This window comes from Coxiella endosymbiont of Amblyomma americanum (genome assembly GCF_000815025.1).
In the GTDB taxonomy this organism is placed as follows: Bacteria; Pseudomonadota; Gammaproteobacteria; order Coxiellales; family Coxiellaceae; genus Coxiella.
The window spans coordinates 268,303-291,166 of sequence record NZ_CP007541.1; the positions used below are offsets into that span (position 1 = coordinate 268,303).

The window sequence follows — 22,864 nt, forward strand, 5'->3', positions numbered from 1 at the left end:
CTCAAATGTAAACACGAATGTAAGATGCACAGTATAACTGTCTCAGCCATTGTTTCAATGCTTTTTCAAACTTTTTTTTGTAGATAATTTGTTGGATCTTTTGGCTATCAGTAATCATATTTTGAGTTTCTTTACCGAGCAATTTAATGAGATGAAATCCATTAGAAGTCTTTATCGGACCTATGATATCGCCTGGTTTCATTTTTTCAATGAAGTTAACAAAAACTTGAGGAAAATCATTCAGCAATCGCCATCCGAGATCGTTACTACCGGGATGAACAGAAATTGCAAATTTAAAACTTAATCCTTCTTTCAGTTGTTTTAATAATAAACATGCTTCTTTATCTGCATGATTAATTTGAATTTGAGTAGCGTTTTCTGGTACTGGAATTAATATTGTAGCCACATGATAGCAAGTAGGGGAAATTCGAGTTTGGTATTGTTTCTGAAAAGAAATTATATCTGATTTACTGATAATGATATTATTTGCTATTGCTTGCTGCTCTAGTTGAGAAATTAACAATTGTTTTCGCACTCGATGAAAAAATATCTGATAAGAAATACCTTGTTGAGCAAGTTTTGCTTTGAATGCTGATTGAGATAATTTGTTTTGAGATAATATTCCATTGATAGCTGTATTTACCTCTTCATTGCTAATTTTAAGTTTATTATGTTTAACTAATTGTAATTGCAGTTTTTGATAAATTAGTTGTTTCATTATTTGTTTTTGAAATATCTCCTCATTGGGTATAGGGATATAGTATTTAGCGAGTTGTTTTCTTGCAATCATCATAGCATGACAGAGCTCATTTTGAGTGATAATTTCATTATTTACTACTGCGACAATTCTATCGAGACATTTTTCATTGTTAGAGGTAGCAGCTTGCGCTGTATTAGCGATGCTAATCGCAAAATAGGATATTATAATTAAACAATTGATTATTTTTGATATCATGTTACTTTTTCTACACTATTAAAATTTAAGTATTCCATCAGATTAAGATTGTCTTAGAATAGAGTCTCATTCTTAAAACTACTTAATCCTTTTAACTCCAATTGAATAAGATAGGTTGTGCTATAATTGTTTTTAGAATAAATATTAACTGAGGATCTATAGGTTCTTTTTGTAAGGAAGCTTAATACCCAGCAACATGTATTATATTGTACACCAACGAAAGCGATATCAGTATGGTGATAGGAAATATTGTAATCTAGATGACTTGTAATAGACCATCGAACAGAAAGAGGCCATGTCATGGAAAGATAAGCGATACTCGCTCTAGTATTGCTGTTATGATTATGAGCATTATCTTGCGATACACTTATGGTGCTATTAGTGTGCGTGACAGATTGGTCGTTTTTGCATACAAAAGTATAACCTGCGGTGATTTTATGTCCCTTGTTAGAATAAGTTATTTCAGAAGAAGAATTATTAGTTTGCTGAATATTAGGATTCCACGCAACTCTACTGGTTAAAGACCAAGAAGAAGAAGGACAAAAAGTAAGCTCACCGACAATAGGTGAAAAATGGAAATTACAACGGGATAGTAAATCCCTTATAGAAAACAAAACGTTTTTTTTTTCAATTAAATAGGTAAAACCGAGATTGATGATCAGTAGAGGAGTTTCAGCAATAAAAATGTGGGAAGTGACACCAAAGCTTATCTGATTAGCATTTTGGAGCCGGTCATCACCGGTATACCGATTTAACGCAAATAATTGTTCGAAAGAAAAAGGTAATAAAGTAGTATCAAAATTTGGTATCTTGTCCTGATTTTGGTATGGAATATATAGATAAAAGACGTGCGGCTCAAATGTTTGAACAAGATTATACTTCCAAAAATTGAAATCACGATACAAGTAAAGCAACAAATTGATATCAAAAATTGGTAAAAACCGACTAATAGTTTGCATCTTGCGCAGATGAGAGTATTGGATATGATAAATGGTTGTGTCTACTAATATCTGTGAAGTAACATGACCTAATGAAAAGTAAAATGGGAAATCTAATCCGGTTCTCATATGAAAACGCTGTCCAATGGGTTTAGAAATATAATCTTTATTACTGTTACGGTAATTAAAATTTGTTGCTTCTGCATTAAAATTAAAGTCTATATATGGGATAATATTTGGATAATAGCCATTGAAATCTATATCTGGTAATCTAGTATACTGATCGAGTGCAGAATCGAAGATTTGTGAAATCGGGTGAAGTGTTTGATAAGCTTGTAGCATTCCATTGAATTGCCAATGCAACCCATTGTATTGTAAACTAATGCGGTTTAAAAGTTGATTAGAAAGAGGATTTGTTATTATTTTCTCGTCTAAGTCTTGAAAATAATAGGGGTCTGTAACGTAGTTCATAATGATTTTAGATGACCATCTAGAATTGAAAATAGTGTACATTCTTATTGAGAAAAATTTTCGCTGGTTTTTCATGTTTTTTAATTGATTAATGTAAAAAACATACAAGGGATTGTTAGTGTACATAGGATTAGAGACTGTGTTTGCGCTACTTTTACGAAATTTCTGAAAGAATATGTCGTTAAAAAGGTAGTTTACGCGTATACTACCCTTACTCATTTTATTTAAAAATTGAAAGAATATGTTTATGGCAGGACCGCGTCTAGTCATAAACTCAGGAATTAATGTAAGATCGTAATTATAAGCGACTTTCCAATAAAAAGGTATGGAAAAAAATCGTCCTGAATTATTATTAAGGCCAATGTGTGGAATTAAGAACCCTGTTTTTCGACAATGATCAATAGGAAAGCTGTAATAGGGAAAATAGAAAATAGGAAAATTATAGAACCACAATAGTACGTTATAAGCTTTTCCCTGGTGTATTTTTTTATTTAAAACTAATGTTGTGGCACTAAACCACCATACAGAATTAGTAGGGCTGCAGGTGCTATAGGTGGCGTATCGCAAAGTAGTAATCAGGGAGGAAGTATCTTGTATTATACACTTTGCTGTTCCCCAAGCATTAGTAAGGGCATGAAGTCGTTTATCGTTATTGTGTAAACAATACGCTGCATTTTTTAAAGTCACTATTTTAGAACAAAGTGTTAATTCCCCTTTATCCGCTATAATCAACTTGTCGGGTTCACGTAAAAAAATATTTTGAAAAAGAAGAATCTTGTTAATTTTTCCTGTTTTTTCATCTCGACATACACAAGCTTTATCAGCATTGAGTACACGGCCAAGCTGTGTGACAACTATATTTTTTTTTAAAACAGATATTCCTTTATTTTTGAAGATAGCAGAGCCTTTAGTGGTAATTATAATTGACCGTTTGCCGTCTGAAGAAGAATGAATAGACATGTTTGCGATTAAAGGATCTTTAAAATAACCATGACAGAAAAAGTGATGATTGTTTTTAACAGAGATCCACCCAAGAATATTAGCAGTGTATTTATAAAACAAATACCGAGACCATTTTTTTAGTAAAGATTTGGTAAGATGATGTTCTTTTGATAAAGAAGAAGTTTTAATAATTTTTCTTTCATTTACCATAGCAACACCACTTGTCTGAAAAGAAAACGACATTATAACGAAAAAAGCAAAAATAAATAAATTTCTTAGACTCATTGCGAGAATTCTTTTATAAAATTGTCAGATTATCCTAACAATAATAGTCTTTTGAATATTGTTTTACTACAGATAAGTTAATAGTGTAAATAAGGCAGTAGATACAACAATAATTGGATATGAAGGAATTTTCTTTGCTCACTTACGCTCTTTCTCTCTTTACTGAGAGGAAAAAATAATGTGTAATTGATTCGAATCGATAATATAGGTTGTAAAAAAGCAATATTGAATTAAGTAACATCAATAAAAAGGTTAATTAACCATTTTTCAATGTCTTGAATTTCCTTACGACATATTTGATGTCCCATAATGTAGTCATGCCATTCTACAGGATAGCCTAGTTGACTTAGAATTTGGTAAGTTTTCCTTCCTAGTGTTATAGGAAGAATAGGATCAAAGTTACCATGAGCCATAAAAATAGGAATTTTCCGATGGTATATCATACCTTCTTTCTCGTTAGTAGTTATTTGATTTACGAGAGGAAGATAGGTTGATAAGGCAATAATTCCCGCAAGTGATTCTGAATAACGCAATCCAGTATAAAGAGCCATTGCCCCTCCCTGAGAAAATCCTGCAAGTACAACGCGATAACTTAATATACCTTGAATAATTTCTGCTTTAATCAATTGGTTAATGGATTTTTGAGATTGCATTATACCGTTTTTATCTTCTTTTGTGAAATCAGTGAGGCTGTAAATATCATACCAAGCACGCGCCCGCATTCCATTATTTATCGTGACTGACCTAATTGGTGCATTAGGAAATATAAAGCGAAGGTGTAAATCTTTTGGTAAGACTAATTGAGATATTAGATCATAAAAACTATGCCTGTCAGCTCCTAATCCATGCAACCAAATCACGCTGCCTATAATTTTCTCCTTTGGAGATATCATGTGCTTATTACTCTTATAATAGAATTTTTCACATTATCATAGCGATGATTTTATATTGATTGGCGAAGACAAATTTTCTTATTTTTACTTCTTTGATTTTCGCTGGTTGTGGATCTAGAGGTCCTTTATTTTATTACCAAAAAAGTAATTAAACCAACGATATATTAATAGAAAGTCAGTGTCAATTTTAGAATTAAACAATTTTTCTATTCCAAGTGCTATTTCGTGTGTTTTTAAAGTTTGTTTTTTTATAATTAATTATCTAAATTATTACAATAGATCTACAGTTTCTAAAAAAGTAACCTATATTAATGAAGATACGTTTCACAAAAATGCATGGATTGGGTAATGATTTTGTAGTGATTGATGCCACGAAACAACCATTTAAAATGACGACTTCTCAGGTCCAACAAATGGCAGATCGTCGTTTAGGCGTTGGATTTGATCAACTGTTGGTTATTGAACCTCATCAAAATTGTACCGCGGACTTCCATATGCGTATTTTCAATGCTAACGGTAAAGAAGCAAATCACTGTGGAAATGGTGCTCGTTGCATTGCGTATTATATTTATTCTCATAAGCTTATAAAACGTAATGCATCATTGCGTATCTCCACGTTAAAAGATATTTTGGAACTTGAAATGCAATCTAATAATAAAATTTCTGTTAGCATGGGAGTGCCAAGGTTTAATTCGGCTAATATTCCTTTTATTACATATAGGACTAATAATTTTTATAATCTAGAAATTGATAATAAAAAGGTAAGGTTTAATATAGTAAGCATTGGAAATCTTCATGCAATCATCTTAGTAGATACTATCAATATACGACTGGTGAACAAACTCGGTTCTCGATTAAGTAGTCACAGATGTTTTCCAGAAGGTATAAATGTAGGTTTTATGCAAATTGTCAGTACACGAAACATTCGTCTGTACGTTTATGAACGGGGGGTAGGAAGAACCCCAGCTTGTGGTAGCGGCGCCTGTGCAGCAGTAGCGATAGGTAGGTGCTTAGGTTTATTGAAAGAACGTGTTATTGTCAATCAACCCGGTGGAAGTCTTGTTATTAACTGGCAAGGTCCTTCATATCAGATTATTATGACTGGACCAGCAACTATCGTCTTTCACGGTGAATGGTTGGGATGATAATCTTTGATGCTTATAAAAATAAATGTGAAATATTCACATTAAACTAATATTATAGATTTACTGTTTAACGTTACTTCAAATAAAATTCTTGTGTGTTTTACGGTTTGTTATAGAATATGTGTGTGATTACTGAAATTATTTGCTTAAGACGTCATAACATAAGTAGCGATAGCTAAAGTGATGATTATAAACAAGATGTCAATTGTAGATTTTTTGCCTTATAAAATGCGAACAAATGAAAGATATATGAATGAAAAACAGAAAGATCATTTCCATAAGATTCTGCTTCAATGGAAAAAACAGCTTATGGAAGAGGTTGATTCTACAGTTAATTATTTGCAGGAAGGAGCTAATCTCTATGCGGATCCATTAGATTGTGCTAGTCAAGAAGAGGAATTTAATTTAGAGTTACGAACACGTGATCGTGAACGCAGACTTATTAAAAAAATTGAACAATCTTTAGACTTAATTGAAGAGGGAGTATATGGATACTGTGAAGATTGTGGTGCAGAAATTGGTATTCGCCGGTTAGAGGCGCGTCCTACTGCAAGCAAATGTATTGATTGTAAAACTTTTGAGGAGATTCGGGAAAAGCAGTCTGGTGGATAAGCTTTTTATTAGAAATCTTAAGGTATTGGCTCAGCTGGGTATTTTACCACACGAGAGGGCATCATCACAGATTATTAACCTCGATGTTTTTTTGGGCATAGACAGTAAATTATCTGGTATTTCAGATGATCTTAGTGTTACTGTTGATTATGCAGTAGTACGAAGCGGTTTAATTGAATTTTTTAGTAATCGACGGTTTAATTTGGTTGAAACGCTGGCAAATCGATGCGCTGCTTTTCTTTTTTCTGAGTTTTCATTGGTACATTGGGTACAATTGCGTATTACAAAACTATCGGTGTTTGATGATGCTGATGGTGTTGGAATAGTTATTGAACGAATTAGAACAAAATAAATTAACTTTAACGATACGTTAACAACGTTTTTAGAAGGAAGGATACACAAGGATCTGTAACTGGGTCGCGTAACATTATATCGTTGATGAAATGATCGATACTTCTTTTACTAATGAAAGTTTCTCTTATTAAAAAATTAAAAAATCTAAGTTATTACTATAATAAAGTCAGTAGGTTGTTAAGTGATCCTGATATAATAAGTAATCAGGATCGATATCGAGCCTTGGGAAAAGAATATGCGCAACTAGAACCGATTGTAAAATGTTTTCGAGCTTATGAAAAAAACGGTGAGGCTATTAAATCAATTCAAGAAATAGTTGTAACAAAAGATTTAGAATTAAAAAATTTAGCCGAAGAAGAATTAAAACAACTAATTATTAAAAAAGACGCATTAAAAAATCAATTGAGAATGCTTTTAATTCCAAAAGATCCCAACGATGAAAAAAATATTTTTCTTGAAGTTCGTGTAGGTACTGGCGGTAGTGAAGCAGCAATTTTTGCAGGTGAATTATTTCGAATGTATGCACGCTACGCAGAAAAAAAAGGATGGCATATGACTATAATATCTGCTCATGAAGGAGAATGTGGTGGATTTAAAGAGATAATTGCTCGTGTTGTTGGTGAAAGGGTGTACTCTCAATTGAAATTCGAATCTGGGGTTCATCGAGTTCAACGGGTGCCCATAACAGAATCACAGGGAAGAATACATACTTCTGCATGTACAGTGGCAGTAATGCCTGAAGTAGAAATGATCGATGCAATTAAAATTAATCCTACCGAATTGCGTATTGATACTTTTCGAGCTTCTGGTGCTGGTGGGCAGCATGTCAACCGAACGGATTCAGCGATTCGCATTACGCATATTCCTACTGGAGTAGTGGTTGAATGTCAAGATGAACGGTCACAACATAAAAATAGAGCTCGAGCAATGTCTTTATTACAATCAAAATTACTAATTGCGGAACGATCGAAGCAAGCACAAGAGCAATCCATGAAAAGAAAGTCACTTATTGGTAGCGGTGACCGTTCTGCAAGAATTCGTACCTATAATTTTCCGAAAGGCCGAGTTACTGATCATCAAATTAATTTAACATTATATCAGCTTAATGAAATTATGGAAGGAAATCTAGATAGTATCATTGATCCTTTAATCCGCGAATTACAGGCGCAGCAACTAACTAAATTAAATACGGAATAAAAGAACACTAGTGTTTCAGATTACCATTAAAAAATTGCTAGATAATATAATACAAAAGTTGAGTCAGTGCTCAGAAACCGCTAGATTGGATGCTGAAATACTTGTAGGGGCAGTGTTAGAAAAATCACGTGCTGATTTATTAGCTCATCCAGAAGTTGTCTTGACTACTAAACAACAGAGACAAATAATGCGACATGTGGAACGTCGTTTATTTGGTGAGCCTATCGCTTATATTCTAGGTAAAAAAGAATTTTGGTCCTTAAGTTTAGTTGTGACGTCTGATGTATTTATACCTCGTCCAGAGACAGAAATACTCGTGGAACATGTGTTAAAGTTGCTTCCAAAAGATAAAAAGATTCAACTCGCTGATTTAGGAACGGGGTCAGGTGCGATTGCTTTAGCTCTTGCTACAGAATGTCCAAATTGGCATATTGATGCTGTTGATATTTCGCCGAAAGCACTAAAAATAGCGAAAACTAATGTTGAACATTATAAAATAAAAAATGTTAATTTTTACTTAGGGAAGTGGTGTAAAATTTTACCTCGACATAATTATCATGCTATTGTGGGAAATCCTCCTTATATTTCAAATAAGTATAATTATTTCCAAAAGTTGAAATATGAACCAAAGGAGGCTTTGTTTAGTGGCCCAGATGGGCTGTCAGATATTAAAATAATTATTGAAAAAGCAAAGAACTATCTTAGTGTTGGTGGATGGTTGCTATTAGAACATGGATTTGATCAAACTAAAAAACTTGTTGCTTTTATGCAAAATATTGGATATCAAAATATTAGGGATTATCCCGATTTATCAGGATTACCAAGGATGATTGTTGGCAAAATAGTCTAAAACGATGAAATTTATATCTATAGTAAAATATTTTAGAGTAAAATATGCTAGAAATTGTCTTGGCAAGCCAAAATAAGGGAAAATTAGTAGAAATACAAAGTTTTTTTAAAAGTTTTAAAGTACGATTTATTCCACAAGAAAAATTTAGTATCCCTTCAGTTGAAGAAACAGGAATGACTTTTGTAGAAAATGCTATTATTAAAGCGCGGCACGCAATGAAGTATTTGAATCTTCCCGTGTTGGCCGATGATTCTGGTTTAACCGTTCTTGCTTTAAATTCAGCTCCAGGGGTTTTTTCTTCTCGGTATGCTGGTGATTATGCAACCGATATTGACCGAATGCAAAAAATTTTACGAGAATTAGAGAAAGCAAAAAATCCTGATCGTACTGCCAATTTCCACTGTGTTTTAGCCTTAATGACGAGTGCAAAGGATCCAGCTCCTTTTATTTGTCATGGGATATGGGAAGGGGAGATTGCCAATGAACCAAAAGGAGAAAACGGATTTGGTTATGATCCTATTTTTTATGTTCCAACTTATCGCTGTACCGCTGCTGAATTAAACTTTAAAGAAAAAAATGTAATTAATCATCGTGGTCAGGCTCTTCGAAACTTATTAGTTATTTTAAAAAGCAAGCTTTATCCTATATAAAAATAGGTTGTATTAATTAAATGGTAAAATACTCATATTGTTTAATGTAGATTTTCTAAATTAACTTCCTTTGTTTGTACATGTTTCCAGTAATTTGTTTATGAATCCATTGCAAATGTCTATTAAGAGCACCTTTATTAGTTATACTCACTTGGTACGCCAACTCTCCGAGTTGTTTTCTTTTTTTTGGATTATTAAATAATTGCACTACATTCTTCAAAAGACTTGTACTGTCAGAAATGATGATTAATGCATGAGCAGTTTTCAATAACTTGCTAACCAGTAAAAAATTTTGTAAATTTGGTCCGCTAATAATTGGAAGATGCATTGCAGCAGGTTCTATTAAATTATGTCCACCTGCAGGAACTAAGCTGCCTCCTATAAAAGCCACATCGCTTGCTGCATAGAGCCAACGAAGCTCTCCTACTACATCACCTAGTAAAATATCATTTTTTAAAGAAGGCATTTTATGTAAACTTCGTTTTGCAACTGAAAAACCAATAGATTTACAAAGATAAGCCACTTTATTAAACCGATTAGGGTGGCGAGGCACTAAAATTAAATGGGCATGTTGAAACTGACGACGCAACTCTTGAAATACTTTAAGTATAATAATTTCTTCGCCTTCATGAGTACTAGCAGCAATTAGAGTAGGGTGTAATAATCCCCAATTTTTTCGCAAGTTTTTTCCTTTTTCAATCAAATACTTAGATATTTGTAAATCAAATTTCATATTGCCTGCAATAAATAGACGATTATTTGGTAAACCAAGTTGAAGAAAACGTTTTCCGTCTATATCACTTTGAGCCGCAACGCACGTGATTTGTGATAACATTTTTTGAGTAATTGGCCTAACACGTAGATAATTGTGCATAGAACGCTTTGACAAGCGAGCGTTTGCCAGGAGAATAGGGATATTCTGTCGATACAAATAATATAATATGTTAGGCCAAAGCTCGGTCTCCATAATGATTGCTAACTGTGGATGTATCCGTTGCAAGAACCGATTAGCCGATCCTGGAAAATCATAAGGACAATACACGTGATAAATTTGATCTCCAAAATTTTTACGAATTTGTTCGGAACCAGTAACTGTAGTTGTAGTAATGATTAAAGTGTGCTGAGGATAGCTTTTTAATAAAGCACTGATGAGTGGAACGGCAGTAATAGCTTCTCCTAAAGAAACAGCATGTATCCAGAGGGATTTTTTTTTGATATCAATAGTATTGATATATCCAAAACGTTCTAAAAAGCGATGTCGGTAGTTTTCTTTTTTATACAATTGGCATAACGTTCGGAAAAAGATAAAGGGAGAAAGTATATAACTCAACAAAATATATAAGTAACGTATAATCGTGGCACAACCCATTTTAAATCATACTCACTAGTTTAAAAATAGTAGATATTAGTGAGTTTAAATAAATGAAATCAATGAAATCAACGACCATAATCTATTTTTTTGTTACAAAAATTTAGTAATTCTTAAAACTGATAGATTTTTTGTTCTGTTATGACTAAATCTAACGGAATATCCCATTTTTCGATCGGGATCGTATCAATTTTTTGAAATTCATAAGCTATACCTACTAATACTGGTTTTTTTAAGTTTCTATTTTTTAAGGATTCTAAAGTCTGATCATAATATCCACCACCACGACCTAATCTATTGCCTTTCATATCAAAAGCAAGTAAAGGCAGAAAAATTAGATCAAGATTGCTTAGAGAAATGCATTTTTCTTGAGATATATCGGGCTCCTCAATGTTAAAACGATTTTTAATTAAAGAATTTTTTAAATAAGAATAAAACTTTAAGCGTCGTTCATTAGCATATAGAACAGGTAAATAGCAATTCTTTCCCATTGCTTTCGCTGTTGCAACTACGTTATCGATGTTCACTTCACCGTTACTTGCTCTGTAGAATGAAAGATTTCGGCTTTTCATAAAGCAGCGAAGAGCGATTATTTTTTTATAAATTTTTTGAGCCACACAGCATCTCTCTCGAAGAGAGAGAGAATTACGGTATTGACTAAGAAGAACTCGTAATTTTTTCTTGTACGGAAAGAAGAAATACATATATATCAAACAGCAATAATATAAAGACCGTAGCATGAAAGAAGTTATGATATCTTTTCTTTTTTAAACAAAGTAGTGTTTTATATTATTTTATCATATCTTGTCTTTATCTATTTTTAGCTGGTAGAAGTTCTATGGGCTTTTCAACGGTTTTGTTGCTTGAGACAACCAGTTTAATTCATTATTCATCAATACGTCTTTTAATGTAAGATAAATTTTCTGGTGGTAATGATTAATCTCATTTATTTCTTCTTTTGTGAGATCTTGCGTGTTAATAAGTTTCTGACAATAAGGAACTAATGTAAGATCGTCAAATCCATAAAATGGGCCATGACCTGTTATACTATCTTGTACTGTAAATTTTTCGACGATTAGACAAAGATTTTCAATGCGTATCCCGTATCGATTGGTTATATAAACACCAGGTTCATTACTTATAATCATACCTGGTTGTAACGGTATTTTTGTGCAGAAAGTTGTGATGGCTTGGGGGCCCTCATGTACACATAAGTAACTCCCAACACCATGTCCGGTTCCATGACTATAGTCTAGGGCTTCTTTCCATAAAAATTGATGAGCAAGTGCATTGAGGTGTTCTCCACAGGTTCCTTTAGGAAAGATAGTGTTGCGAATTGCAAGGTGTCCTTTCAAGACTAAGGTATAAAGGTGTTTTTGTTCTTCTGTAGGATTTCCTAGATGAATAGTACGAGTAATATCTGTTGTTCCGGAGAGATATTGCCCCCCAGAATCGATCAAGTAAAGTGTAGAATCGTCTATAGTTAAGTTAGTCTCTGTTGTAGCTGCATAATGTACGATAGCACTGTGCACACCAAAACCACTAATACTAGGAAAGCTTAAATCTAAACAGCGTGCATCCTTTCTACGCAGGGCTTCTAGTTTTTTTGCAGCTGTTATTTCATTCACACCATTTTTCCAATAATTTTCTAGCCAGTATAAAAACCGTATCATTGCGATAGCATCGGCGATATGTGCCTCATCACGTGTATTTTTTTGCTCTATAGGGTTTTTGATAGCTTTTGCTAACGTAATAGGAGAGGGTTTATAAACAAAATCCTTGACATTTTTCAATTGTTTCTGGATCCACCAATTACTTGTATCAGGGTCGATCCAAACAGAGTGCGATATGATGGTAAGCGCTTTTTCTAAGGCTGAATAAGGACGAATTTGTACATGAATCTTTTTAAAATAAGCCTTATGCTTCTCAGTCAGTTTGTGTGAGTTTATAAATATGCATGCTTCATTATTGGTAATGATAGCATAGCTTATAGTTAATGGATTGTGATTAATATCGCTCCCTCGAATATTAAAGAGCCATGCAATAGCATCAAGGATATTAATTACAAGAGCGTTTGCTCCGTTTACTTTCATCGTTTTTCGAAGGGCAGTAAGTTTTTCTTTAGAATGTACACCAGCATATTTTTTAGGATGCAATCGAATAGTATAATTTGGCAATTCTGGTCGATCTTTCCATAGTTGATCTACGAGATTGTTTTCTAAAAATAGGAGTTTACCTCCTTGTGGGGCTAAGGATTTTTTAATTTCTTTTGCTTGTTGAATACTAATAGTCTGTGGATCTACAGCAAAAAGAATTTTGCGTTTTTGTGCATATAACCAATGATCAATAGTAAGTGTTTGATGTTGTGTTGTTTTTATCAGTGTAAAAAATTCGCTATTAATTTGTTGTTCTGCTTGCAAAAAATATCTGGAGTCGGTCCAAAGAAAGGCGTTATTTAACCCTACAATTACATCTCCTGAGGATCCCGTAAATCCACTAATCCAAGTTCTGCGTTGCCAACAAGAAGGGGTGTTTTCATTTTTATGCGGATCGGTGGATGGAATATAGTAATAATCAGTACCAATTGTTTTCATTAATTTTCGCAATTCGAATAATCGATTGTTAATATAACTTTTAATCAATAACAAGCACTCCTTAATTTAAGAAAACATTAATATCTGATTTTATGTTTCTTTTAATACGATTACTATTGCTTTACATTGTTAGACAATTTAGTTTATACAATATGGGAATATGGGTTTTATAAAAATTTAACGATATTGGCAAGACCATTATGAATTGAAAATCTAGGAAATGTCTAGCTTATTTTCTAATATTTTTCTGTTTTTTAGAAAATATTAGGATGCTTACAGTTTCTCGTGCTGACTATAAATATTGTAAATTTTTATAATAAATACATTAAACTACTTATTTTTTATTTTCTTTGATAAAATAAAACCTAAATAGCAGTTCATTTTTCACTATAGTAACGTTTATCTTTGATTGAAATTATTGCGGATATGGATTTCGTACAAAAATACGACACTGTTTAGATATTTTGAAGAATAATTATTGTAGATTATTTAGCTTGCTTTACTCATTTTTGAATAAAGTCTAATATGATGTTGTTTACTATCGTTTTCCTTCTATGTGAAGCAGGGCGATTGTGCTTATATCCTATATTTTAATGAAGAGTACTAAATTTTTCTTTTCCACTATTAAAGAGATTCCCTCAGACACAGAATTAATAAGTTATCATTTAATGATTCGTTCTGGTATGTTACGTAAATTGGTAAGTGGTTTATATACTTGGCTTCCTTTAGGATTGAGAGTATTGCGAAAAGTAGAGCATATTATACGAGAAGAAATGAGTCGAAGCGGAGTGCTAGAATTATTAATGCCTATTGTACAGCCTGCGAGTTTATGGAGGAAATCGAATCGTTGGGACACTTATGGTTCTGAATTGTTAAAAACAGTTGATCGGCATAACAATGCATTTTGTTTCGGTCCTACGCATGAAGAAGTAATTACAAATATCATCCGAAAAGAATTACGTAGTTATAAACAATTACCCGTTGTCTTTTATCAGATACAAACAAAATTTCGTGATGAAATTCGTCCACGTTTTGGTGTAATACGTTCTCGCGAATTTTTGATGCAAGATGCTTATTCTTTTGATCTCAATAAAAGCAGTATGAGAGCAACTTATAATAAAATGTATGATACGTATATACGAATTTTTACGCGTTTAGGATTAAATTTCCGTGCAGTATTAGCAGATACTGGCGCCATAGGAGGTAATTATTCTCACGAATTTCAAGCATTAGCTAATGTGGGTGAAGATGTCATAGTTTATAGCAATAAAAGCAATTATGCAGCTAATATCGAAAAAGCAAGTGCACAAGCTCCAGAAGGTAATCGAGACGAGCCTACGGCTGATATGATTAAAATAACTGTCATAGGTGTTCGTACAATTAAAGAATTGGCTAAGTCAATAAATGTTTCCATTAAAAAAGTAGTAAAAACTCTTATTGTAAAAGGAAAGAATGTTCCCTTTATAGCGTTAATTTTACGGGGTGATCATGAACTTAATTTTTTAAAAGCTCAAAATATATCTGGAGTTGCTTCTCCATTGGTTTTTGCTACTAAAAAAGAAATCTTAGAAATCGTAGGTTCCGGTTCTGTATTTTTAGGACCCGTGAATTTGACGATTCCTCATATTGTCGATAGAGATGCTGCGCATTTGTCAGATTTCTGTTGTGGGGCCAATGAAAGTAATTTTTATTTTATAAATGTTAATTGGGATCGCGATATTCGTTTAGAAAACGTTGCTGATCTTAGAAAGGTAGTTGTAGGTGACCGAAGCCCTGATGGTAAGGGAAAATTGCAATTTACCCGAAGTATAGAAATTGGACAGGTGTTTCAACTTGGGGAAAAATATAGTCGTAAAATGAATGCCACTGTTATTGATGCAATGGGGAAAAATCGTTATGTACAAATGGGTTGTTATGGTATAGGTGTTTCAAGAACAATAGCAGCAATAATAGAACAGAATCATGATAACGCAGGGATTATTTGGCCTGAAGAAATTGCTCCTTTTTCAATAGGATTAATTGGTTTAAATAAGAAAACATCCTATCGAGTGCAGACGACTTGTGAACGCATTTACCACGAATTGACTGAAGCAGGTTTCGAAGTATTCTGGGATGATCGTGAAGAACGTCCAGGTGTTATTTTTGCAGATATAGATTTAATAGGTATTCCGCATCGATTGGTTGTGAGTGAGAATAGTTTGCATAAAAATACCCTAGAATATAAATTTCGTAGGAGCTCTGTTAGAGAGTATTTGCCTATTGAATATATAATAGAGTTTCTCAAAAAGAAAATAAGTAAATCGTTTTCATTATAAATATTGGTTGGCTAGAAGTGGGTATAAAATAGCGATTTTACGATTACTGAGACTCTGATGGCATGTATTTTTTAGAAATATGATTACAATTATCTTTATCTTGAAAAAAGCAGTTGCTTATCTTTAGGTGTTAGTAGGGTTAACTTTTGTAGGCTTTTGTGTGATTATTTAAATCAAATCCGGAGAATGTTCTTATGCGAATGGATAAGTTTACCACATTATTTCAAACAGCGTTGTCTGATGCTCAATCTTTGGTTATCGGTCGAGATCAACAATTTATAGAGCCAGTTCATGTAATGAAATTATTGTTAGAACAAGAAAATGGACCTATTGCAACGTTATTAAAAAAATCAGGTGTTGATCTTCCCAAACTGGTTGGCGATTTGAACAAGACAATTGATTCTTATCCTCAAGTTCAAGGCATCGGAGGGGAAGTGCATTTATCACGTGAATTAATACAAATTTTGACTTTAATGGATAAGTTAGCTCAAAAAAATAAAGATCAATATATTTCTTCAGAATTATTTATTTCAGCTGCGTTGGAAATAAAAGGTCGATTGTGTGATCTTCTAATAGCATCAGGTGCTGATAGAAAAGTTATTGAAAATAATATCGGAAGTTTACGTGGAGGAGAGCGTATTATCACGCAAAATGTTGAAGCACAAAGACAAGCGTTAGAGAAGTATACTATTGACCTTACTGAAAAAGCTGAATCTGGAAAATTAGACCCTGTTATTGGTCGTGACGACGAAATTCGTAGAACTGTTCAAGTCTTACAAAGACGAACCAAAAACAATCCAGTGTTAATTGGTGAGCCAGGAGTAGGCAAAACGGCTATTGTGGAAGGATTAGCGCAACGTATTGTTAACGGAGAAGTGCCAGAAGGATTAAAAGACAAACGGCTATTGTCATTGGATATAGGAGCACTTGTTGCAGGAGCAAAATTTCGAGGGGAATTTGAGGAGCGTTTAAAATCAGTATTGAAGGATTTATCTAGACAAGAAGGGCGTGTTGTTTTGTTTATTGATGAGTTACATACAATGGTTGGTGCAGGCAAGGCAGAAGGAGCTATGGATGCTGGTAATATGTTAAAACCAACATTAGCTCGAGGTGAGCTTCATTGTGTAGGAGCTACTACATTAGACGAATATAGAAAATATATTGAAAAAGATGCTGCTTTAGAACGTCGTTTCCAAAAAGTGTTGGTGAATGAACCGTCCATAGAAGATACTATTGCTATTCTACGCGGATTGAAAGAACGCTATGAAATACATCACGGTGTTGAGATTACGGACCCTGCTATAATCGCCGCGGCAACTTTGTCTCAACGTTACATTACCGATCGAAATTTACCTGATAAAGCTATTGATTTAATCGATGAAGCAGCGAGTCAAATTCGTATAGAAATAGATTCTAAGCCAGTTGAACTTGATCGTTTAGAACGTCGGCTTATTCAATTAAAAATTGAGCGAGAGGCATTAAAAAAAGAAATAGATGTGGCATCTAGAAAGCGATTGATAGACTTAGAAAAAGAAATTAAAAATGTTGAGAAAGAATATTGGAATTTAGAAAAAATATGGAAGAATGAAAAAGCAACCGTGTATGGAACTCAAAAAATTAAGGAAGAATTAGAGCAAGCTCGTATTGATTTAGAAGTAGCAGGCCGTTTAGGAGATTTAGCGCGAATGTCTAAGTTACAGTACGGTATTATTCCTGAATTGGAAAAAAAATTGGACTCTGCTGCAAAACAGGAAGATCAATTACGCGAGAGTAAATTATTAAGAAATCGAGTATCAGAAGAAGAAGTGGCTGAAGTGGTTTCTAAATGGACAAATATTCCTGTATCAAAAATTCTTGAGGGAGAACGTACGAAGTTACTCAACATGGAGACAGAACTGCATAGGAGAGTCGTTGGTCAAGACGAAGCGGTAAAAGCTGTGTCAAATGCTATTCGTCGTTCTCGCGCTGGATTGTCAGATCCAAATCGACCCATTGGGTCTCTTCTCTTTTTAGGTCCTACTGGTGTAGGTAAAACTGAATTGTGTAAGGCATTAGCTGTTTTTCTCTTTGACACTTCGGAGGCTATGGTTCGTCTTGATATGTCTGAGTTTATGGAGAAACATTCTGTTGCTCGATTGATTGGAGCCCCTCCCGGTTATATTGGTTACGAAGCAGGAGGGTATCTTACTGAGACTGTTCGAAGACGTCCTTATTCTGTTGTTTTATTAGATGAAATAGAAAAAGCACATAGTGATGTGTTTAATGTTTTATTACAAGTTCTTGATGATGGGCGATTAACCGATGGTCACGGAAGGACAGTCGATTTTCGTAATACTGTCGTGGTGATGACTTCAAATCTTGGTTCTCAGTTAATTCAAGAGCTTGCCGGAGAACATTATGCTAAAATGAAAACGATTGTAATGGGAATAGTTTCTCAGCATTTCAGGCCAGAGTTTACTAATCGAATTGATGAAGTTGTTGTTTTTCATTCCTTAAAAGAGAATCAAATTTGTAATATTACAGTGATTCAAATTGAACAAATCAAAAATCGTTTGAAGGAACGAGGGTATCAATTAAAAGTAAGTGATGAAGTTATTAATTATTTAGCTAAGCTTGGTTATGATCCTATTTATGGTGCAAGACCTTTAAAAAGAGTTTTACAGCAATACTTAGAAAATCCACTATCTCAAGCGATATTAGAAGGGACATTTGTTTCGGATTCGATTATTGAGGTCATAAAAGGAGATGACCAATTAATATTCACAACACAAAGGTAAAATTGAATAGAAACGATACTCTCTCTTCGACAAATCGTATGTTCCAAGCTGTTAGTAGATAATTTTCATTGTTCTACGACGTCTGGACGTTGTGTGTTTGATTATAAGTTTTATGTGAATGAATTATCTAATGTACTTTTTAAAGAAGATAAATAGCAAGAAAACGGAACATATTTTTGTTGTTTATTCTGCAGTAATTTTTTGATTCTCATAATAATTGGAGAATTTCTCTGATTTTTATTTATATCCAGTATTTAATATACAAGACTAACCGGCCCATTAATCGTTGGATTCTTGGACGTAGTATTTGCCAGCTATTTAATGAGACTTCACGAGAATTTTTTAGATCTTCTAAGAATTGTTTCTCCAGTGCCCTCTTAGATTCTTTGGAGTTAATATGAATATCTACTTCTAAATCATGTATTAGACTGCGATGATTAAGATTGCTTGAACCAATGACCATCCAATCATCAATAATTAAAGACTTTGCGTGTAGCATTGAAGGTAAGTATTCAAAAATTCTTACTCCTGACTTAAGCAGATTATAATAAAAAGTAGAAGAAGCCCAAGGCATTATAGCTATATCAGATTTTCTGGGTAACAAAATGCGAACGTCAATGCCAGAGTATGCAGCTTCTTTTAGCTTTCCCAATAAAAAAGTATCTGGAATAAAGTAAGCATTAGTAATCCAAATACGGTAGGTACAATTTGCCATTTTCTGAAGCAAGTTTTTATAGAGAACACGTCGACGTTGTCTAGTGTAATTAAGGCGAATGAGAGGATCTTTTCGAATTTGGTAAAAAATTTCTCGTAAGCGCTCTTTAATAGTGCGGTGATACCAGGCTGCATTAAATGCTTTAGTTAATTCTTTTAAATTAATTCCAGTAAGACGTACCGAAGTGTCTCTCCATCCTTCTCCTCCTTCTTTTGGAGATAAATGGTATTTGCTGATGTTAAGACTGCCAATATAAGCAATCTCTTTATCAATAATACAGACTTTTCGATGATTGCGAAAATTGATTTTTAGAACTAAATAAATCCATTTTATGAGAGAAGGTAATTTAACAATAGAACGACTCCAATCCCACAATTGCCAGGGAAAAGGGTGGAAAACTTTAGTTTTTACCCCGGCTTCCTCTAAAAAACGAGCAAAATTTGCACTCCATAACGGGCTGCCAATGCCATCAACCATTACCCGAACATTAACCCCACGTTTCGCGGCTTTTGATAGCTCAAGCGCTACTCTTTTCCCTAGAATGTCATTATGAAATAGATAAGTTTCTAAATCAATTGAATGCTTTGCGCTTTTAATATCGGATAATAGAACATCAAAGTGTTTTTGGCCATCTGTAAAAACAGTTTCTTTTGGGCTTTTAGTTGGAGACAGCGGCATGAGCAGTTATCTCTATTTGATCACAAAATGGTTGTACTTCCTTATAAATACGTATGACTTGTTATTTTTGAAAATTTTGTTATATATCTATAAAAGTTCAGAATTAGATTGTTTAGGATGAGAATTACTAATAATGATACCAGTGTTTTTTCTATAAGAAAATAGAAAGCAATAGATAAATAAGCAAATGATTCTGAATTTAAGCAAGGATGCTTGTTGTTCTTAATCTATGGATTGTAACAATGTTGCGCAATGTACTGTAATTCGTGATACAATTCTCGTTTGGTTGTAACTACGATATTCTTTTTGAGAAAATTTTCTAGAGAAATTTGTGACTGAATTCAAGCAATTCCGAGTTAATGGTATTTATCTTTTGCCTAATCTTTTTACTGTAGGTGCTATATTTGCGGGATTTTATGCTATCGTGTCCGCTATGAAATATCGTTATGAAGGAGCTGCTATAGCTATTTTTACTGCCTTTATCATGGATGGTTTAGACGGTCGCGTTGCTCGACTATTAAATGCTCAGAGTGAATTTGGAGTGCAGCTTGACAGTTTGTCTGATATGATTAGTTTTGGTATCTCGCCCGCTTTGGTGATGTATAGCTGGTCTCTTGACGTTATGGGAAAAACGGGCTGGTTAGTTGCGTTTATTTATGCGGTTTGCACAGCTTTACGTTTAGCGCGGTTTAATGTTCAAATAAGGAAAGTTAACAAGAATTATTTTCAAGGATTACCAGCACCTCCTGCAGCCGTGTTAATAGCCAGTATTATACTAATGTGTGATATGTATGGCATTACAGGTGATAGTATTGCATTTCTAATGGCTTTTGTTGTTATTTTTTTAGGATTACTAATGGTAAGCATGATTCGTTATCGCAGTTTTAAGGATGTTAATTTACATAATCGTGTTTCTTTTGTAGTGATACTCAGCATAGTATTGGTCTTGACTTTTATTGCTTTCGATCCTTCAGATATTTTACTTATTTTATCCTTTTTATACGTGGTTTCTGGTCCTGTTGAGACCATATGGTCTTTACATAAAAAACGTCTGCAACAGATAAGAAAACAAGATTCTCAAAGTCATTCTTAAATCAATTAAATGAATAAAAAAGTTATTGAAACAGCTGTACGAATGAGTCTTGAAGAAGATATAGGGACAGAAGATATTACTACTACTCAATTGATTGCAGCTCGTAAAGTTGTGAATGCCGTTGTTGTTTCTCAAGAGGAAAGTGCTATTCTTTGTGGTATACCTTGGTTTGAGATGGTTTATCATCAGATAGATCCAGGAGTAAAAATAGACTGGAATGTAAATGAGGGCTTCCGTATTGTAAAAGGACAACTATTTGTAAAATTAACTGGAAAAGCTCGCTCGATTTTAACTGGTGAACGGACAGCGCTGAATTGGCTACAAACGCTATCAGGTACTGCAACTCTCGTGCGTTTTTATACAGAAAAATTAAAAAATACCAAGATACAACTATTTGATACTCGTAAGACGATACCATGTATACGTTATGCGCAGAAATACGCTGTTCGATGTGGCGGAGGTAAAAATCACCGCATGGGATTATATGATGCCTTTCTTATTAAGGAGAATCATATTGTAGTCTGTGGTTCGATAACAGCAGCTATTCAAAAAGCTCAAAATTATAGTCCTAAGAAATTGATAGAAGTAGAAGTAGAAAGTATAGAAGAGCTACAAGAAGCGTTATCTGCAAAAGCAGATGTTATTATGTTAGATAATTTTGATGTTGACAGCATAAAAAAGGCGATTGCTATTAATAATGGACAATCGAGACTTGAAGTTTCTGGAAATATAAACTTACAAAATATCCAAGAAATTCGAAAAACGGGTATAGACTTTATTTCTGTAGGTGCTATAACTAAACATGTTAATTCTGTTGATTTTTCAATGCGTGTTTTATCTTAAGAATCTGAATTGAAAAAGTTGCTATCTTTAATGAGGTATTGTACTCATTTTTCTTGTAAAACTTTTCATTAAGAGAGCGTCCCCAAGGGGATTCGAACCCCTGTTATCACCGTGAAAGGGTGATGTCCTAGGCCTCTAGACGATGGGGACTTTCAATGTTGTGGCTATTAGAAGAAGCACTAAAAAACGTACTAATATATTTTCTGTATTTAGCATACTCTTTTTTCAGGAGGTATTTGTTTCATTTTCATTCTTTAAGAAACTAAAATCACCCGCGTGGCATTCTAGAAATCTTTATGTAGTTTTGTCAATATTTGTTTAGTAAAAAACTTGTATTTCATTCAATTTTAAGTAAAAAATCGATGTTATTCTGCAGTCTAAATAGAATTTTAAGAGAGAAATAAAATAAATGTTGTTTTTGACAGTACATACTAAAATATAGCCGTAATAATGGTTTGTAATCTCTTATTGTAAAAGCATCGTCGAGCTCTTACTATCAATCTAAATTGTTAGTCTTGTTAGAAGGAGGAGATTATTGATGAAATTATTTTGTGTTCGGCATGGTCATGCCGAACAGTTGCCAAATTATATGGGTGAACGACCGCTGACTAAAGAAGGGATATTTGAAATCGGTAAAGTGGCTACCTATTTGAGGCGCCAAGAAATACAAGTTGCGTATCTTATGTATAGTGAGAAACTACGCGCACGACAAAGCGCGAAAATTTTGTCTACAGGAATTATAACTGTATCTACAGAAGAAAGCGCACTATTAGGACCACAATGTTCCACGAAGCCTTTTATTGATCTTGTTCAAGGATGGCACGATGACACTATGTTAGTAGGGCACATGCCTTTTTTATCTCACTTGGTAAGTGCACTTATATTAGGTAATGATAGTTGTGATATCCTGCGCATTTTACCTGGAACGGTGATCTGTTTAGAAAGAATAGAAAACCACCAATGGATACTGAATTGGATAATGCACCCAGATTTAATACCAAATTAAGAGAAATAATGCGCTTCTTCTTAAAAGTTTAATATACAATTTTATACATGGGTTTTAAGTGTTTTCTCTTAATAAGAGAGTGGAAGAGGCGCTTTTGTCTTAGTTAATCAGTTTTTTCTAACTTTTTTGTTTGAGAAAGTCATATTGTTTTTATAATCATTGTTAATCTATTTTTTGGTTGA

At 33.6% G+C, this 22,864-nt stretch carries 18 protein-coding genes and 1 tRNA gene; 11 read left to right on the forward strand and 8 right to left on the reverse strand.

The features are described 5' to 3' along the window. Position 1: 1 nt before the first annotated feature. The 3 genes from Z664_RS01235 to Z664_RS01245 form a co-directional block, all read right to left on the reverse strand. Positions 2–955: a SurA N-terminal domain-containing protein gene (locus Z664_RS01235; protein ID WP_039669902.1), complete on the reverse strand. Its 954-nt coding sequence runs from the start codon at positions 953–955 to the stop codon at positions 2–4. Between the two features lie 53 nt (positions 956–1,008). Further along, complete coding sequence (locus Z664_RS01240; RefSeq protein ID WP_052246326.1) at positions 1,009–3,591, reverse strand: LPS-assembly protein LptD; 2,583 nt, start codon at positions 3,589–3,591, stop codon at positions 1,009–1,011. Between the two features lie 230 nt (positions 3,592–3,821). Then, positions 3,822–4,484, reverse strand: coding sequence for an alpha/beta hydrolase (locus Z664_RS01245; protein ID WP_039669903.1), 663 nt, complete (start codon positions 4,482–4,484; stop codon positions 3,822–3,824). 311 nt (positions 4,485–4,795) lie between these two features. Here Z664_RS01245 and dapF point away from each other — a divergent pair, with 311 nt between their 5' ends. The 6 genes from dapF (at position 4,796) to rdgB (ending at position 9,292) form a co-directional block, all read left to right on the forward strand. After that, positions 4,796–5,629: a diaminopimelate epimerase gene (gene dapF / locus Z664_RS01250; protein WP_039669904.1), complete on the forward strand. Its 834-nt coding sequence runs from the start codon at positions 4,796–4,798 to the stop codon at positions 5,627–5,629. A 183-nt stretch (positions 5,630–5,812) separates the two neighbouring features. Next, positions 5,813–6,241 carry an RNA polymerase-binding protein DksA gene (gene dksA, locus Z664_RS01255; protein ID WP_039669905.1) on the forward strand — a complete coding sequence of 143 codons (429 nt, stop codon included), beginning with the start codon at positions 5,813–5,815 and terminating at the stop codon, positions 6,239–6,241. Next, complete coding sequence (gene folB, locus Z664_RS01260; protein ID WP_039669906.1) at positions 6,234–6,593, forward strand: dihydroneopterin aldolase; 360 nt, start codon at positions 6,234–6,236, stop codon at positions 6,591–6,593. The genes dksA and folB overlap by 8 nt, the downstream gene beginning before the upstream one ends. A 113-nt stretch (positions 6,594–6,706) precedes the next feature. After that, positions 6,707–7,792, forward strand: a complete 1,086-nt coding sequence (gene prfA, locus Z664_RS01265; protein ID WP_039669907.1) for a peptide chain release factor 1 — start codon at positions 6,707–6,709, stop codon at positions 7,790–7,792. A 10-nt stretch (positions 7,793–7,802) separates the two neighbouring features. Beyond that, positions 7,803–8,642, forward strand: a complete 840-nt coding sequence (gene prmC / locus Z664_RS01270; RefSeq protein ID WP_230206122.1) for a peptide chain release factor N(5)-glutamine methyltransferase — start codon at positions 7,803–7,805, stop codon at positions 8,640–8,642. Between the two features lie 44 nt (positions 8,643–8,686). Beyond that, positions 8,687–9,292 (forward strand): RdgB/HAM1 family non-canonical purine NTP pyrophosphatase, encoded by a 606-nt coding sequence (gene rdgB / locus Z664_RS01275; RefSeq protein WP_039669908.1) that lies wholly within the window; start codon positions 8,687–8,689, stop codon positions 9,290–9,292. Between the two features lie 55 nt (positions 9,293–9,347). On the opposite strand, the gene waaA is transcribed toward rdgB, so the two are convergent. The 3 genes from waaA to Z664_RS01290 all read right to left on the reverse strand — a co-directional run bounded on the left by waaA (position 9,348) and on the right by Z664_RS01290 (position 13,303). After that, positions 9,348–10,661: a lipid IV(A) 3-deoxy-D-manno-octulosonic acid transferase gene (waaA, locus tag Z664_RS01280; protein ID WP_039669909.1), complete on the reverse strand. Its 1,314-nt coding sequence runs from the start codon at positions 10,659–10,661 to the stop codon at positions 9,348–9,350. A gap of 113 nt (positions 10,662–10,774) precedes the next feature. Beyond that, entirely contained in the window at positions 10,775–11,401 is a 627-nt protein-coding gene (locus Z664_RS01285; protein WP_326844782.1) for a 5-formyltetrahydrofolate cyclo-ligase, read from the reverse strand. A 96-nt stretch (positions 11,402–11,497) separates the two neighbouring features. Next, positions 11,498–13,303 carry an aminopeptidase P family protein gene (locus tag Z664_RS01290; RefSeq protein ID WP_230206123.1) on the reverse strand — a complete coding sequence of 602 codons (1,806 nt, stop codon included), beginning with the start codon at positions 13,301–13,303 and terminating at the stop codon, positions 11,498–11,500. A 545-nt stretch (positions 13,304–13,848) separates the two neighbouring features. Here Z664_RS01290 and Z664_RS01295 point away from each other — a divergent pair. After that, the gene (locus tag Z664_RS01295; RefSeq protein ID WP_039669911.1) at positions 13,849–15,570 is read left to right on the forward strand and encodes a proline--tRNA ligase; all 1,722 of its coding nucleotides are present in this window, start codon (positions 13,849–13,851) and stop codon (positions 15,568–15,570) included. A gap of 194 nt (positions 15,571–15,764) precedes the next feature. Beyond that, positions 15,765–18,347 (forward strand): ATP-dependent chaperone ClpB, encoded by a 2,583-nt coding sequence (gene clpB, locus Z664_RS01300; RefSeq protein WP_039669912.1) that lies wholly within the window; start codon positions 15,765–15,767, stop codon positions 18,345–18,347. 241 nt (positions 18,348–18,588) lie between these two features. On the opposite strand, the gene Z664_RS01305 is transcribed toward clpB, so the two are convergent. Then, positions 18,589–19,740 (reverse strand): phospholipase D-like domain-containing protein, encoded by a 1,152-nt coding sequence (locus Z664_RS01305; RefSeq protein ID WP_039669913.1) that lies wholly within the window; start codon positions 19,738–19,740, stop codon positions 18,589–18,591. A gap of 331 nt (positions 19,741–20,071) precedes the next feature. Here Z664_RS01305 and pssA point away from each other — a divergent pair, with 331 nt between their 5' ends. Beyond that, a complete protein-coding gene (gene pssA, locus Z664_RS01310; RefSeq protein ID WP_039669914.1) occupies positions 20,072–20,833 on the forward strand; it encodes a CDP-diacylglycerol--serine O-phosphatidyltransferase in 762 nt (253 codons plus the stop codon). Positions 20,834–20,842: 9 nt separating this feature from the next. Then, complete coding sequence (gene nadC / locus Z664_RS01315) at positions 20,843–21,676, forward strand: carboxylating nicotinate-nucleotide diphosphorylase (protein ID WP_039669915.1); 834 nt, start codon at positions 20,843–20,845, stop codon at positions 21,674–21,676. Between the two features lie 77 nt (positions 21,677–21,753). Here nadC and Z664_RS01320 read toward each other — a convergent pair. Further along, positions 21,754–21,826: transfer RNA gene (locus tag Z664_RS01320), tRNA-Glu, on the reverse strand. Positions 21,827–22,214: 388 nt separating this feature from the next. On the opposite strand from Z664_RS01320, the gene sixA reads away from it, so the two are divergent. Then, positions 22,215–22,682: a phosphohistidine phosphatase SixA gene (sixA, locus tag Z664_RS01325; RefSeq protein ID WP_039669916.1), complete on the forward strand. Its 468-nt coding sequence runs from the start codon at positions 22,215–22,217 to the stop codon at positions 22,680–22,682. The last annotated feature ends 182 nt before the right edge of the window (positions 22,683–22,864 follow it).

What these genes read in the sequence shown, in the direction of transcription:
- prfA (WP_039669907.1), top strand. Translation starts at nt 6,707, where the DNA reads ATGAAAGTTTCTCTTATTAAAAAATTAAAAAATCTAAGTTATTACTAT.
- Z664_RS01295 (WP_039669911.1), top strand. Translation starts at nt 13,849, where the DNA reads ATGAAGAGTACTAAATTTTTCTTTTCCACTATTAAAGAGATTCCCTCA.
- nadC (WP_039669915.1), top strand. Translation starts at nt 20,843, where the DNA reads ATGAATAAAAAAGTTATTGAAACAGCTGTACGAATGAGTCTTGAAGAA.
- waaA (WP_039669909.1), bottom strand. Translation starts at nt 10,661, where the DNA reads ATGGGTTGTGCCACGATTATACGTTACTTATATATTTTGTTGAGTTAT.
- Z664_RS01235 (WP_039669902.1), bottom strand. Translation starts at nt 955, where the DNA reads ATGATATCAAAAATAATCAATTGTTTAATTATAATATCCTATTTTGCG.
- dapF (WP_039669904.1), top strand. Translation starts at nt 4,796, where the DNA reads ATGAAGATACGTTTCACAAAAATGCATGGATTGGGTAATGATTTTGTA.
- sixA (WP_039669916.1), top strand. Translation starts at nt 22,215, where the DNA reads ATGAAATTATTTTGTGTTCGGCATGGTCATGCCGAACAGTTGCCAAAT.
- rdgB (WP_039669908.1), top strand. Translation starts at nt 8,687, where the DNA reads ATGCTAGAAATTGTCTTGGCAAGCCAAAATAAGGGAAAATTAGTAGAA.
- Z664_RS01240 (WP_052246326.1), bottom strand. Translation starts at nt 3,591, where the DNA reads ATGAGTCTAAGAAATTTATTTATTTTTGCTTTTTTCGTTATAATGTCG.
- dksA (WP_039669905.1), top strand. Translation starts at nt 5,813, where the DNA reads ATGATTATAAACAAGATGTCAATTGTAGATTTTTTGCCTTATAAAATG.
- Z664_RS01245 (WP_039669903.1), bottom strand. Translation starts at nt 4,484, where the DNA reads ATGATATCTCCAAAGGAGAAAATTATAGGCAGCGTGATTTGGTTGCAT.
- Z664_RS01305 (WP_039669913.1), bottom strand. Translation starts at nt 19,740, where the DNA reads ATGCCGCTGTCTCCAACTAAAAGCCCAAAAGAAACTGTTTTTACAGAT.
- clpB (WP_039669912.1), top strand. Translation starts at nt 15,765, where the DNA reads ATGCGAATGGATAAGTTTACCACATTATTTCAAACAGCGTTGTCTGAT.
- Z664_RS01285 (WP_326844782.1), bottom strand. Translation starts at nt 11,401, where the DNA reads ATGCTACGGTCTTTATATTATTGCTGTTTGATATATATGTATTTCTTC.